Origin of the sequence: Streptomyces sp. NBC_00878 (assembly GCF_026341515.1) — a bacterium.
Taxonomy (GTDB): Bacteria; Actinomycetota; Actinomycetes; order Streptomycetales; family Streptomycetaceae; genus Streptomyces.
Genome location: NZ_JAPEOK010000001.1, coordinates 6,475,970 through 6,488,607 on the forward strand (window position 1 = coordinate 6,475,970; position 12,638 = coordinate 6,488,607).

Annotated in this window: 23 protein-coding genes; all 23 read left to right on the top strand. The window is 65.6% G+C overall.

The window, feature by feature from the left end:
- Positions 1-389: 389 nt before the first annotated feature.
- The 23 genes from rpsJ (at position 390) to OHA11_RS28190 (ending at position 12,596) form a co-directional block, all read left to right on the top strand.
- Positions 390-698: a 30S ribosomal protein S10 gene (gene rpsJ, locus OHA11_RS28080; RefSeq protein ID WP_003948644.1), complete on the top strand. Its 309-nt coding sequence runs from the start codon at positions 390-392 to the stop codon at positions 696-698.
- A 17-nt stretch (positions 699-715) separates the two neighbouring features.
- Positions 716-1,360: a 50S ribosomal protein L3 gene (rplC, locus tag OHA11_RS28085; RefSeq protein ID WP_266501019.1), complete on the top strand. Its 645-nt coding sequence runs from the start codon at positions 716-718 to the stop codon at positions 1,358-1,360.
- 7 nt (positions 1,361-1,367) lie between these two features.
- The gene (gene rplD, locus OHA11_RS28090; protein ID WP_266501021.1) at positions 1,368-2,033 is read left to right on the top strand and encodes a 50S ribosomal protein L4; all 666 of its coding nucleotides are present in this window, start codon (positions 1,368-1,370) and stop codon (positions 2,031-2,033) included.
- Entirely contained in the window at positions 2,033-2,449 is a 417-nt protein-coding gene (gene rplW / locus OHA11_RS28095) for a 50S ribosomal protein L23 (RefSeq protein WP_143642849.1), read from the top strand. Before rplD ends, rplW begins: the two co-directional genes overlap by 1 nt.
- Before the next feature lie 39 nt (positions 2,450-2,488).
- A complete protein-coding gene (gene rplB, locus OHA11_RS28100) occupies positions 2,489-3,325 on the top strand; it encodes a 50S ribosomal protein L2 (RefSeq protein ID WP_055614926.1) in 837 nt (278 codons plus the stop codon).
- Positions 3,326-3,337: 12 nt separating this feature from the next.
- On the top strand, positions 3,338-3,619 hold the full coding sequence (gene rpsS, locus OHA11_RS28105) for a 30S ribosomal protein S19 (protein ID WP_010986346.1): 282 nt from the start codon (positions 3,338-3,340) through the stop codon (positions 3,617-3,619).
- 41 nt (positions 3,620-3,660) lie between these two features.
- Positions 3,661-4,008, top strand: a complete 348-nt coding sequence (gene rplV / locus OHA11_RS28110) for a 50S ribosomal protein L22 (protein WP_030619142.1) — start codon at positions 3,661-3,663, stop codon at positions 4,006-4,008.
- Positions 4,008-4,859, top strand: a complete 852-nt coding sequence (rpsC, locus tag OHA11_RS28115) for a 30S ribosomal protein S3 (protein ID WP_266501026.1) — start codon at positions 4,008-4,010, stop codon at positions 4,857-4,859. Before rplV ends, rpsC begins: the two co-directional genes overlap by 1 nt.
- 5 nt (positions 4,860-4,864) lie before the next feature.
- Positions 4,865-5,284, top strand: a complete 420-nt coding sequence (rplP, locus tag OHA11_RS28120; RefSeq protein WP_055614924.1) for a 50S ribosomal protein L16 — start codon at positions 4,865-4,867, stop codon at positions 5,282-5,284.
- Positions 5,284-5,508: a 50S ribosomal protein L29 gene (gene rpmC, locus OHA11_RS28125; protein ID WP_003998824.1), complete on the top strand. Its 225-nt coding sequence runs from the start codon at positions 5,284-5,286 to the stop codon at positions 5,506-5,508. The genes rplP and rpmC overlap by 1 nt, the downstream gene beginning before the upstream one ends.
- Positions 5,508-5,795, top strand: coding sequence for a 30S ribosomal protein S17 (gene rpsQ / locus OHA11_RS28130; RefSeq protein ID WP_266501029.1), 288 nt, complete (start codon positions 5,508-5,510; stop codon positions 5,793-5,795). The genes rpmC and rpsQ overlap by 1 nt, the downstream gene beginning before the upstream one ends.
- A gap of 135 nt (positions 5,796-5,930) precedes the next feature.
- Positions 5,931-6,299 (top strand): 50S ribosomal protein L14, encoded by a 369-nt coding sequence (gene rplN, locus OHA11_RS28135; RefSeq protein WP_003992364.1) that lies wholly within the window; start codon positions 5,931-5,933, stop codon positions 6,297-6,299.
- A 2-nt stretch (positions 6,300-6,301) separates the two neighbouring features.
- Entirely contained in the window at positions 6,302-6,625 is a 324-nt protein-coding gene (gene rplX, locus OHA11_RS28140) for a 50S ribosomal protein L24 (protein ID WP_266501032.1), read from the top strand.
- Positions 6,625-7,182: a 50S ribosomal protein L5 gene (rplE, locus tag OHA11_RS28145; RefSeq protein WP_100594878.1), complete on the top strand. Its 558-nt coding sequence runs from the start codon at positions 6,625-6,627 to the stop codon at positions 7,180-7,182. Before rplX ends, rplE begins: the two co-directional genes overlap by 1 nt.
- 5 nt (positions 7,183-7,187) lie before the next feature.
- Positions 7,188-7,373 carry a type Z 30S ribosomal protein S14 gene (locus tag OHA11_RS28150; RefSeq protein ID WP_003948630.1) on the top strand — a complete coding sequence of 62 codons (186 nt, stop codon included), beginning with the start codon at positions 7,188-7,190 and terminating at the stop codon, positions 7,371-7,373.
- Between the two features lie 288 nt (positions 7,374-7,661).
- Positions 7,662-8,060 (top strand): 30S ribosomal protein S8, encoded by a 399-nt coding sequence (rpsH, locus tag OHA11_RS28155; RefSeq protein WP_055614920.1) that lies wholly within the window; start codon positions 7,662-7,664, stop codon positions 8,058-8,060.
- A gap of 24 nt (positions 8,061-8,084) precedes the next feature.
- Positions 8,085-8,624: a 50S ribosomal protein L6 gene (gene rplF, locus OHA11_RS28160; protein ID WP_266501038.1), complete on the top strand. Its 540-nt coding sequence runs from the start codon at positions 8,085-8,087 to the stop codon at positions 8,622-8,624.
- Between the two features lie 3 nt (positions 8,625-8,627).
- A complete protein-coding gene (gene rplR / locus OHA11_RS28165; RefSeq protein WP_143642846.1) occupies positions 8,628-9,008 on the top strand; it encodes a 50S ribosomal protein L18 in 381 nt (126 codons plus the stop codon).
- Positions 9,009-9,075: 67 nt separating this feature from the next.
- On the top strand, positions 9,076-9,681 hold the full coding sequence (gene rpsE / locus OHA11_RS28170; RefSeq protein ID WP_006376045.1) for a 30S ribosomal protein S5: 606 nt from the start codon (positions 9,076-9,078) through the stop codon (positions 9,679-9,681).
- Positions 9,681-9,863 (top strand): 50S ribosomal protein L30, encoded by a 183-nt coding sequence (gene rpmD / locus OHA11_RS28175; RefSeq protein WP_006376032.1) that lies wholly within the window; start codon positions 9,681-9,683, stop codon positions 9,861-9,863. The genes rpsE and rpmD overlap by 1 nt, the downstream gene beginning before the upstream one ends.
- 2 nt (positions 9,864-9,865) lie before the next feature.
- A complete protein-coding gene (gene rplO / locus OHA11_RS28180) occupies positions 9,866-10,321 on the top strand; it encodes a 50S ribosomal protein L15 (RefSeq protein WP_266501042.1) in 456 nt (151 codons plus the stop codon).
- Positions 10,322-10,569: 248 nt separating this feature from the next.
- On the top strand, positions 10,570-11,883 hold the full coding sequence (gene secY / locus OHA11_RS28185; RefSeq protein WP_266501044.1) for a preprotein translocase subunit SecY: 1,314 nt from the start codon (positions 10,570-10,572) through the stop codon (positions 11,881-11,883).
- Positions 11,883-12,596, top strand: a complete 714-nt coding sequence (locus OHA11_RS28190) for an adenylate kinase (protein ID WP_266501046.1) — start codon at positions 11,883-11,885, stop codon at positions 12,594-12,596. Before secY ends, OHA11_RS28190 begins: the two co-directional genes overlap by 1 nt.
- Positions 12,597-12,638: the final 42 nt, after the last annotated feature.

Consider the following 12,638-nt stretch of genomic DNA (forward strand, 5'->3'; position numbering starts at 1 on the left):
GTATGCCCCGTATGGCAGACTACCGGGGTTGCTCGGTTGAGTGCCGATGCTGCGCGCCTCCCGCCGGGAGGACCGGAAGCGAGTCCCACAGTACTCGTCGCTCCAACTGCCGTAAGGCAGCGCTGGGGCGGACGTACGGGAATCTTCCGGGAAGTGTCAGCGGGGTACCGACCAGGCGCCCGGTGGCTACGCATCCGCTCATTCGATGCAGTCGGCCCCCGGTCCAGCGGTTGTCTTTTGGGCTCAGCCGCGTCCCTCGGCAGGGAAATCCACTCGTGGATATCTCTGTCAGCAGGAGCGCGACACGCCCGACCGCGTGGGTCGGAGGTGAGGGACGCGGAACCCCGGGTCGCAGAGCGTTAAACGAGACTAAGGACTACTGAGTAGCCATGGCGGGACAGAAGATCCGCATCCGGCTCAAGGCCTACGACCACGAGGTCATCGACAGCTCGGCGAAGAAGATCGTCGAGACGGTGACGCGAACTGGTGCGTCGGTCGCGGGCCCGGTGCCGCTGCCCACTGAGAAGAACGTGTACTGCGTCATCAAGTCGCCGCACAAGTACAAGGACTCGCGCGAGCACTTCGAGATGCGCACGCACAAGCGCCTGATCGACATCCTCGACCCGACGCCCAAGACCGTTGACTCCCTGATGCGACTCGACCTCCCGGCCGGTGTCGACATCGAGATCAAGCTCTAGGGGCCGGTGATCTGAGAATGGCTAAGCAGATCAAGGGCATCCTGGGCGAGAAGCTCGGCATGACGCAGGTGTGGGACGAGAACAACCGTGTTGTTCCCGTGACGGTCGTCAAGGCCAGCCCCAACGTCGTCACCCAGGTCCGTACGAACGACGCCGACGGCTACGAGTCGGTCCAGATCGCCTTCGGCGAGATCGACCCTCGCAAGGTGAACAAGCCCCTCAAGGGTCACTTCGCCAAGGCCGACGTCACCCCCCGCCGCCACCTCGTCGAGATCCGCACCGCGGACGCCTCCGAGTACACGCTGGGTCAGGAGATCTCCGCCGAGGTCTTCGAGGCCGGCGTCAAGGTGGACGTGACCGGCAAGAGCAAGGGCAAGGGCTTCGCCGGTGTCATGAAGCGTCACAACTTCAAGGGCCTCGGCGCCGGTCACGGCACCCAGCGCAAGCACCGCTCTCCCGGCTCCATCGGTGGCTGCGCCACCCCGGGCCGCGTGTTCAAGGGCCTCCGCATGGCGGGTCGCATGGGCAACGAGCGGGTCACCACCCAGAACCTGACCGTCCACGCCGTTGACGCGGAGAAGGGTCTGCTGCTCATCAAGGGCGCGGTTCCCGGTCCGAACGGCGGCCTCGTCCTGGTCCGCACCGCGGCCAAGGGGGCCTGAGGTAACGATGAGCACTGTTGACATCCTTTCGCCGGCAGGCGACAAGACCGGGACGGTCGAGCTCCCCGCGGAGATCTTCGACGTCGAGAAGATCAGCATTCCGCTGATCCACCAGGTCGTCGTCGCCCAGCTGGCCGCTGCCCGCCAGGGCACGCACAAGACCAAGACCCGTGGCGAGGTTCGCGGTGGCGGCAAGAAGCCGTACCGCCAGAAGGGCACCGGCCGCGCCCGTCAGGGCTCGACCCGCGCGCCCCAGTTCGCCGGTGGTGGCGTCGTGCACGGTCCCGTGCCGCGTGACTACTCGCAGCGGACCCCGAAGAAGATGAAGGCCGCGGCCCTGCGCCACGCCCTCACCGACCGGGCCCGCAACGCTCGTATCCACGTCGTCACCGGCGTGGTCGACGGCGAGATCTCCACGAAGGCCGCGAAGTCCCTGCTGGGCAAGATCAGCGAGCGCAAGAACGTGCTCCTGGTCATCTCCCGCGAGGACGAGCAGGGCCTGCTCTCCGCCCGCAACCTGCCCCAGGTGCACATCCTGGACCCGGGCCAGCTGAACACGTACGACGTTCTCGTCTCGGACGACGTGGTCTTCACCCAGGCCGCCTTCGAGTCCTTCGTGTCCGGTGCGCCCTCCGCAGAGCGGAACGCCGACACCGAAGGGAGCGAAGCCTGATGGCTACGCGTCACCCGAGCATCGCCTCGAAGGCCGCCAAGGCCAAGAAGGTCGCGCGCGTCGCCAAGGCGAAGCGCCACGCCACCGAGGGCAAGAACACCGTCGAGACCCCGCTGAGCAAGTCCTTCACGGATCCCCGTGACGTGCTCCTCAAGCCGGTCGTCTCGGAGAAGAGCTACGCGCTGCTCGACGAGGGCAAGTACACCTTCATCGTCGCGCCCGGCTCCAACAAGACGCAGATCAAGGAGGCCGTCCAGGCGGTCTTCTCGGTCAAGGTCACCGGGGTCAACACGATCAACCGTCAGGGCAAGCGCAAGCGCACCCGCACCGGCTTCGGCAAGCGTGCGGACAGCAAGCGCGCGATCGTGACCCTCGCTGAGGGCGACCGTATCGACATCTTCGGCCAGGCCTCCTAACGGAGCGCCCTGGTCCGAATATCGGACGAGGACTGAGAAATGGGAATCCGCAAGTACAAGCCGACTACGCCGGGCCGTCGTGGCTCCAGCGTCGCCGACTTCGTCGAGGTCACGCGGTCCACGCCGGAGAAGTCGCTGGTTCGCCCGCTGCACAGCAAGGGCGGCCGTAACAATTCCGGTCGTGTGACCGTTCGCCACCAGGGTGGTGGACACAAGCGCGCCTACCGTGTCATCGACTTCCGTCGCCATGACAAGGACGGCGTGCCGGCGAAGGTCGCGCACATCGAGTACGACCCCAACCGCACCGCGCGCATCGCGCTGCTGCACTACGCGGACGGCGAGAAGCGCTACATCCTCGCCCCCCGCAACCTGTCGCAGGGCGACCGCGTCGAGAACGGTCCCGGGGCCGACATCAAGCCGGGCAACAACCTGGCCCTCCGCAACATCCCGGTCGGTACCACGATCCACGCGATCGAGCTCCGTCCCGGTGGCGGTGCCAAGTTCGCCCGCTCCGCCGGTGCCTCCGTGCAGCTGCTCGCGAAGGAGGGCCAGATGGCCCACCTGCGCATGCCGTCCGGAGAGATCCGCCTGGTCGACGTGCGCTGCCGCGCCACCGTCGGCGAGGTCGGCAACGCCGAGCAGTCGAACATCAACTGGGGCAAGGCCGGCCGCAAGCGCTGGCTGGGCGTCCGCCCGACCGTTCGCGGTGTGGCGATGAACCCGGTTGACCACCCGCACGGTGGTGGTGAAGGCAAGACTTCCGGTGGTCGCCACCCGGTCTCGCCGTGGGGTCAGAAGGAGGGTCGTACTCGTTCGCCGAAGAAGGCTTCGAACAAGTACATCGTCCGCCGCCGCAAGACGAACAAGAAGCGCTAGGAGCGGGTTTAGATGCCGCGCAGTCTCAAGAAGGGGCCCTTCGTCGACGACCACCTGATCAAGAAGGTGGACGCCCAGAACGAAGCCGGTTCCAAGAACGTCATCAAGACCTGGTCCCGTCGCTCGATGATCATCCCGGCCATGCTCGGCCACACGATCGCGGTGCACAACGGCAAGACCCACATTCCGGTGTTTGTCACCGAGTCGATGGTCGGCCACAAGCTCGGCGAGTTCTCGCCGACGCGCACCTTCCGGGGTCACGTCAAGGACGACCGGAAGTCGAAGCGCCGCTAACGCGGGGTGGAATGACCATGACAGACACTGGAAGGACAACCATGGAAGCCAGGGCCCAGGCGCGGTACATCCGCGTTACGCCCATGAAGGCCCGCCGCGTGGTGGACCTTATCCGTGGCATGGATGCCACGGAGGCTCAGGCGGTCCTGCGTTTCGCCCCGCAGGCCGCGAGCGTGCCGGTCGGCAAGGTGCTTGACAGCGCCATCGCCAACGCCGCACACAACTACGACCACACCGACGCCGACAGCCTCGTCATCTCCGAGGCGTACGTCGACGAGGGTCCGACCCTGAAGCGGTTCCGTCCGCGTGCCCAGGGCCGCGCCTACCGGATCCGCAAGCGGACCAGCCACATCACCGTGGTCGTCAGCAGCAAGGAAGGAACCCGGTAATGGGCCAGAAGGTTAACCCGCATGGGTTCCGGCTCGGCATCACCACGGACTTCAAGTCCCGGTGGTACGCCGACAAGCTGTACAAGGACTACGTCAAGGAAGACGTCGCCATCCGTCGGATGATGACGTCCGGCATGGAGCGCGCCGGTATCTCGAAGGTGGAGATCGAGCGCACCCGTGACCGCGTCCGTGTGGACATCCACACCGCGCGCCCGGGCATCGTCATCGGCCGTCGTGGCGCCGAGGCCGACCGCATCCGCGGTGACCTCGAGAAGCTGACCGGCAAGCAGGTCCAGCTGAACATCCTTGAGGTCAAGAGCCCGGAGACGGACGCTCAGCTGGTGGCCCAGGCCGTCGCCGAGCAGCTGTCCTCCCGCGTCTCCTTCCGTCGTGCCATGCGCAAGAGCATGCAGGGCACGATGAAGGCCGGCGCCAAGGGCATCAAGATCCAGTGCGGTGGCCGTCTCGGCGGCGCCGAGATGTCCCGCTCGGAGTTCTACCGCGAGGGCCGTGTGCCCCTGCACACGCTCCGCGCGAACGTCGACTACGGCTTCTTCGAGGCCAAGACGACCTTCGGCCGTATCGGTGTGAAGGTCTGGATCTACAAGGGCGACGTCAAGAACATCGCCGAGGTCCGCGCCGAGAACGCCGCTGCCCGTGCGGGTAACCGCCCGGCCCGCGGTGGCGGCCCGGGTGGCGACCGCCCGGCCCGTGGCGGTGGCCGCGGTGGCGAGCGTGGCGGCCGCGGCCGCAAGCCGCAGCAGCAGTCCGCGCCGGCTGCCGAGGCCCCCAAGGCCGAGGCTCCCGCCGCCGCTGCCGCTCCGGCTGAGAGCACCGGAACGGAGGCCTGACCGACATGCTGATCCCCCGTAGGGTCAAGCACCGCAAGCAGCACCACCCCAAGCGCCGTGGTCAGGCCAAGGGTGGTACGGAGGTTTCGTTCGGCGAGTACGGCATTCAGGCCCTCACGCCGGCGTACGTGACGAACCGCCAGATCGAGGCGGCTCGTATCGCGATGACCCGTCACATCAAGCGTGGCGGCAAGGTCTGGATCAACATCTACCCGGACCGCCCGCTGACCAAGAAGCCCGCCGAGACCCGCATGGGTTCCGGTAAGGGTTCCCCCGAGTGGTGGGTCGCGAACGTGCACCCGGGCCGGGTCATGTTCGAGCTGTCCTACCCCAACGAGAAGATCGCCCGTGAGGCCCTGACTCGCGCAGCCCACAAGCTGCCGATGAAGTGCCGGATCGTCAAGCGCGAGGCAGGTGAAGCGTGATGTCGGCCGGTACCAAGGCGTCCGAGCTGCGCGAACTGGGTGACGAGGAGCTTCTCGCGAAGCTCCGCGAAGCCAAGGAAGAGCTGTTCAACCTCCGCTTCCAGGCGGCCACGGGTCAGCTCGAGAACCACGGTCGGCTGAAGGCCGTCCGCAAGGACATCGCGCGGATCTACACCCTGATGCGTGAGCGCGAGCTGGGCATCGAGACGGTGGAGAGCGCCTGATGAGCGAGAGCAACGTGACTGAAGAGACGAAGACGAACCGCGGTTTCCGCAAGACCCGTGAGGGTCTCGTCGTCAGCGACAAGATGGACAAGACCGTCGTCGTCGCCGTCGAGGACCGCGTCAAGCACGCGCTGTACGGCAAGGTCATCCGCCGTACGAACAAGCTCAAGGCCCACGACGAGCAGAACGCCGCGGGCGTCGGCGACCGGGTTGTCATCATGGAGACCCGTCCGCTGTCCGCGACGAAGCGCTGGCGCATCGTCGAGATCCTCGAGAAGGCCAAGTAGTTTCCGCGAGGAAACTCCGCAGGCAAGCACATCCCTCCTAGGGGGACACCCTAGGAACAGTTCCGCCAGGCTCGGCGAGCCCCGTGAACGACTTACGGGGCTCGCCGGGAACCGGCAGACAATCAGGAGATAGACGTGATCCAGCAGGAGTCGCGACTGCGTGTCGCCGACAACACTGGTGCGAAGGAGATCCTTTGCATCCGTGTGCTCGGTGGCTCCGGTCGCCGCTACGCGGGCATCGGTGACGTCATCGTCGCCACCGTCAAGGACGCGATCCCCGGCGGCAATGTGAAGAAGGGTGACGTCATCAAGGCGGTCATCGTTCGCACCGTCAAGGAGCGCCGCCGTCCGGACGGCTCGTACATCCGCTTCGACGAGAACGCCGCCGTCATTCTGAAGAACGACGGCGACCCTCGCGGCACCCGTATCTTCGGCCCCGTCGGCCGTGAGCTGCGCGAGAAGAAGTTCATGAAGATCATCTCGCTCGCGCCGGAGGTGCTGTAAGCATGAAGATCAAGAAGGGCGACCTGGTCCAGGTCATCACCGGTAAGGACAAGGGCAAGCAGGGCAAGGTCATTGCCGCTTACCCGCGCGACGAGCGCGTCCTGGTCGAGGGTGTCAACCGGGTCAAGAAGCACACGAAGGCCGGCCCCACCGCTCGCGGTTCGCAGGCCGGTGGCATCGTCACGACCGAGGCCCCGATCCACGTCTCCAACGTCCAGCTGGTCGTGGAGAAGGACGGCAACAAGGTCGTCACGCGTGTCGGCTACCGCTTCGACGACGAGGGCAACAAGGTTCGCGTTGCCAAGCGGACGGGTGAGGACATCTGATGGCTACCACCACCACTCCGCGTCTCAAGACGAAGTACCGCGAGGAGATCGCGGGCAAGCTGCAGGAAGAGTTCTCGTACGAGAACGTCATGCAGACCCCGGGCCTCGTCAAGATCGTGGTCAACATGGGTGTGGGCGACGCCGCCCGCGACTCCAAGTTGATGGACGGCGCCGTGCGCGACCTCACCACGATCACCGGTCAGAAGCCGGCCATCACCAAGGCCCGTAAGTCCATCGCGCAGTTCAAGCTGCGTGAGGGCCAGCCGATCGGTGCACACGTCACCCTCCGTGGCGACCGCATGTGGGAGTTCCTGGACCGCACCCTGTCGCTCGCGCTCCCGCGCATCCGCGACTTCCGTGGTCTGTCCCCCAAGCAGTTCGACGGCCGTGGCAACTACACCTTCGGTCTCACGGAGCAGGTCATGTTCCACGAGATCGACCAGGACAAGATCGACCGCGTCCGGGGTATGGACATCACCGTGGTCACCACGGCGACCAACGACGCCGAAGGCCGTGCCCTTCTCCGTCACCTCGGCTTCCCCTTCAAGGAGGCGTAAGCGAGATGGCGAAGAAGGCTCTGATTGCCAAGGCTGCTCGTAAGCCCAAGTTCGGTGTACGCGGCTACACGCGCTGCCAGCGCTGCGGCCGTCCGCACTCCGTGTACCGCAAGTTCGGCCTCTGCCGCGTGTGCCTTCGTGAGATGGCTCACCGTGGCGAGCTGCCGGGCGTGACCAAGAGCTCCTGGTAATCCCTCCCACCCGTCACCCGACCACCGCCCCTCAAGGGCGGCCCTTCGGGCCGACAGGTTGGATTGGGATTCCGGAAGCTCTCGGTAAGTAAAGGGCAGTGTCAGAGGTCCATCCCTCCATGGCTTAGGCTAGGAGGGTTGGGCGCTCTGACGCACAGACGCCCGCGGGCATGGCCCGCTATAAACGCTTACTACGCCGTAGGTCCCCGCACCGCACCCGTCCCGCCACTGAGTGGGGAGAGGGATGGCGCACTGGAAACCCCGGCGAGAGAGGCCGAAGGCCAATTCATGACCATGACTGATCCCATCGCGGACATGCTTACGCGTCTGCGTAACGCGAACTCGGCGTACCACGACGATGTCGCGATGCCGCACAGCAAGATCAAGTCTCACATCGCGGAGATCCTCCAGCAGGAGGGCTTCATCACCGGCTGGAAGGTCGAGGACGCCGAGGTCGGCAAGAAGCTCGTCCTCGAGCTGAAGTTCGGCCCGAACCGTGAGCGCTCCATCGCGGGCATCAAGCGGATCTCGAAGCCGGGTCTGCGTGTGTACGCGAAGTCCACCTCCCTGCCCAAGGTGCTCGGTGGCCTCGGCGTGGCGATCATCTCCACGTCGCACGGTCTCCTCACCGACAAGCAGGCCGGCAAGAAGGGCGTAGGCGGAGAAGTTCTCGCCTACGTCTGGTAGCGGAAGGGAACGGAGGAAACAGCTATGTCGCGCATTGGCAAGCTCCCCATCACGGTTCCCGCCGGCGTGGACGTCACCATCGACGGCCGTACGGTTTCGGTGAAGGGCCCCAAGGGCTCTCTCTCCCACACCGTCGCGGCGCCGATCGAGATCGCTAAGGGCGAGGACGGCATTCTCAATGTCACCCGCCCGAACGACGAGCGTCAGAACAAGGCCCTGCACGGCCTGTCCCGCACGCTGGTGGCGAACATGATCACCGGCGTGACCCAGGGTTACGTGAAGAAGCTCGAGATCAGCGGTGTCGGTTACCGAGTCCTGGCGAAGGGTTCCAACCTGGAGTTCTCGCTCGGCTACAGCCACTCGATCACTGTCGAGGCCCCCGAAGGCATCTCCTTCAAGGTCGAGAACCCGACGCGGTTCTCGGTCGAGGGCATCGACAAGCAGAAGGTCGGAGAGGTTGCGGCCAACATCCGCAAGCTGCGCAAGCCCGACCCGTACAAGGCCAAGGGCGTCAAGTACGAGGGCGAAGTCATCCGCCGCAAGGTCGGAAAGGCGGGTAAGTAAGCCATGGCATACGGAACGAAGATCGCTAAGGGCGACGCTTACAAGCGTGCAGCCATCAAGCGGCGTCACATCCGGATCCGTAAGAAGGTCAACGGAACGGCTGAGCGTCCCCGCCTGGTAGTGACGCGCTCGAACCGCCACATCGTGGCCCAGGTCATCGACGACATCAAGGGTCACACCCTGGCGTCGGCGTCGACCCTGGACACGTCGATCCGCGGCGAGGGCGAGAAGTCCGCGCAGGCCGGCAAGGTCGGCGCCCTGGTCGCCGAGCGCGCCAAGGCCGCGGGCGTCGAGGCTGTCGTATTCGACCGTGGTGGCAACCAGTACGCCGGGCGCATCGCCGCTCTGGCGGACGCCGCCCGCGAAGCCGGACTCAAGTTCTGAGTCGCCCGTCGCGTCAGCGACAAAATCGTTGGCGCGTAGCTAGCGGAAACAGAGAGAGGTAATTCCAATGGCTGGACCCCAGCGCCGCGGAAGCGGTGCCGGTGGCGGCGAGCGGCGGGACCGGAAGGGCCGTGACGGCGGCGCTGCTGCCGCCGAGAAGACCGCGTACGTTGAGCGCGTCGTCGCGATCAACCGCGTCGCCAAGGTTGTGAAGGGTGGTCGTCGCTTCAGCTTCACTGCGCTCGTCGTAGTGGGCGATGGCGATGGCACCGTCGGTGTCGGCTACGGCAAGGCCAAGGAGGTGCCGGCCGCCATCGCCAAGGGTGTTGAGGAGGCCAAGAAGCACTTCTTCAAGGTCCCCCGTATCCAGGGCACCATCCCGCACCCGATCACGGGCGAGAAGGCCGCGGGCGTCGTCCTGCTCAAGCCTGCTTCCCCCGGTACCGGCGTTATCGCCGGTGGCCCGGTGCGTGCTGTCCTCGAGTGCGCCGGCGTGCACGACATCCTGTCGAAGTCGCTCGGCTCGTCCAACGCGATCAACATCGTGCACGCGACCGTGGCGGCCCTCAAGGGCCTGCAGCGTCCCGAGGAGATCGCGGCCCGCCGCGGTCTGCCCCTCGAGGACGTCGCCCCCGCGGCTCTGCTCCGTGCGCGTGCGGGAGCGGGTGCGTAATGGCTCGCCTCAAGGTCACGCAGACGAAGTCGTACATCGGCAGCAAGCAGAACCACCGTGACACTCTGCGGTCCCTTGGTCTCAAGGGGATCAACACCGTGGTCGTCAAGGAGGACCGCCCCGAGTTCCGCGGAATGGTGCACACCGTCCGCCACCTCGTGACGGTTGAGGAGGTCGACTGATCATGGCGGAGAACAACCCGCTCAAGATCCACAACCTCCGTCCCGCCCCGGGCGCCAAGACCGCCAAGACCCGTGTGGGTCGTGGTGAGGCGTCGAAGGGTAAGACGGCAGGCCGTGGTACCAAGGGCACGAAGGCCCGTTACCAGGTTCCGGAGCGCTTCGAGGGTGGCCAGATGCCCCTCCACATGCGTCTTCCGAAGCTCAAGGGCTTCCGGAACCCGTTCAAGACCGAGTACCAGGTCGTGAACCTCGACAAGCTGGGCGCGCTGTACCCGGAGGGTGGCGAGGTCACCGTCGAGGGGCTCGTCGCCAAGGGTGCCGTTCGCAAGAACAGCCTCGTCAAGGTCCTCGGCCAGGGCGAGATCTCCGTGGCGCTGCAGGTGACGGTCGACGCCGTCTCCGGCTCCGCCAAGGAGAAGATCACCGCCGCCGGCGGTACCGTCACCGAGCTCGTCTGACATCACCAGGCGTCTCGATGACTTGAGCGAACCCGACCGGGGGTGCCCCACAAATGGGGCATCCCCGGTTGGTCGTTCCTAGGGGAGCGGTGTCGCCGGTAAGGTGGCCTGCGCTGCTAATTTTCGCCCGGTGTGCCGTACGGGAACTCCGGGAAGCTCCTGACTGTTAGTTAGCTGTCCGTTACTTATTCGTCGAACCTCAAGACCGTCACCTCTGACGCACTTGCGCGGGGGTCGCAGGAGGCACCGTGCTCACCGCGTTCGCCCGGGCGTTCAAGACGCCCGACCTGCGCAAGAAGCTGCTCTTCACGCTCGGCATCATCGTGGTCTATCGGGTGGGCACACACATCCCGATCCCCGGTGTCGACTACAAGAACGTCCAGATCTGTATCGACAACGCGAGCCAGAACACGGGTCTGTTCGGCCTGGTCAACATGTTCAGTGGTGGCGCGTTGCTGCAGATCACGATCTTCGCGCTGGGCATCATGCCGTACATCACGGCGAGCATCATTCTGCAGCTGCTGACCGTGGTGATCCCGCGTCTGGAAGCCCTCAAGAAGGAGGGCCAGGCCGGTACGGCGAAGATCACGCAGTACACCCGTTACCTGACGGTGGCGCTGGCCATCCTTCAGGGCACCGGTCTGGTGGCCACCGCGCGCAGCGGTGCGCTGTTCACCAGCTGCCCGGTCGCGAACCAGATCGTGCCGGACCAGTCGATCTTCGTGACCATCACGATGGTCATCACGATGACCGCCGGTACGGCCGTCGTCATGTGGCTCGGTGAGCTCATCACCGACCGCGGCATCGGCAACGGCATGTCGATCCTGATGTTCATCTCGATCGCCGCGACCTTCCCGTCCGCGCTGTGGGCCATCAAGCAGCAGGGTGACCTCGCGGACGGCTGGATCGAGTTCGGCACCGTGATCGCGGTCGGCCTGTTCATGGTCGGCCTGGTCGTCTTCGTGGAGCAGGCTCAGCGCCGTATTCCCGTTCAGTACGCGAAGCGGATGATCGGCCGCCGGTCCTACGGCGGTACGTCGACCTACATTCCGCTGAAGGTCAACCAGGCGGGCATCATCCCTGTGATCTTTGCCTCGTCGCTGCTCTACATCCCGGCGCTGATCGCGCAGTTCGCCGGTGGAACGTCCGGCTGGAAGACCTGGATCGAGCAACATCTGGCGGATACGGCCGCGCCGGCGCACATCGTCCTCTACTTCTTCCTGATCATTTTCTTCGCGTTCTTCTACGTGGCGATCTCGTTCAACCCCGAGGAAGTCGCGGACAACATGAAGAAGTATGGTGGCTTCATCCCGGGCATCCGGGCTGGCCGACCGACCGCTGAGTACCTGGGATACGTACTCAACCGGATCACCTGGCCGGGTTCGCTGTACTTGGGTCTGATCGCTCTCGTGCCGACGATGGCGTTGGCGGGCTTCGGCGCCAACCAGAACTTCCCGTTCGGTGGCACCAGCATCCTGATCATCGTTGGTGTGGGTCTGGAGACGGTGAAGCAGATCGAGAGCCAGCTCCAGCAGCGCAATTACGAAGGGTTCCTCCGCTGATGCGTATCGTCCTCGTCGGGCCGCCCGGTGCGGGCAAGGGAACGCAGGCCGCGTTCCTCGCCCAGAACCTGTCGATCCCGCACATCTCCACGGGCGACCTCTTCCGTGCCAACATCAGCCAGCAGACGGAACTCGGCAAACTGGCGAAGTCGTACATGGACGAGGGCAACCTCGTGCCGGACGAGGTCACGATCGCCATGGCACGGGACCGCATGGAGCAGCCGGACGCAGCGGGCGGTTTCCTGCTCGACGGCTTCCCGCGGAACGTCTCGCAGGCCGAGGCGCTGGACCAGGCGCTGAAGGCCGACAGCGTGGAGCTGGACGCGGTGCTCGACCTGGAGGTCCCCGAGGGCGAGGTGGTCAAGCGCATCGCCGGCCGCCGCATCTGCCGCAAGGACTCGAGTCACGTCTTCCACGTGACGTACAGCCCGCCGAAGAAGGAAGGCGTCTGTGACGTCTGCGCCGGCGAGCTGTACCAGCGCGACGACGACACCGAGGAGACCGTCCGCAAGCGCCTGGAGGTCTACCACACGCAGACCGAGCCGATCATCGACTACTACCGGGCCCAGGGCCTGGTCGTGACGATCTCGGCGCTCGGCAAGGTGGACGAGGTCACCAAGCGCGCGATGGACGCCCTCGACCGTCAGGCCGAGGGCAAGGGCCAGAGCGACGGTGACGAGGACAAGAGCGACAGCGAGGGCGACGACAAGTAGTCGTCCTGGCTGGTTCGGCCGCGGTGCCCGTGCTGGGCGCCG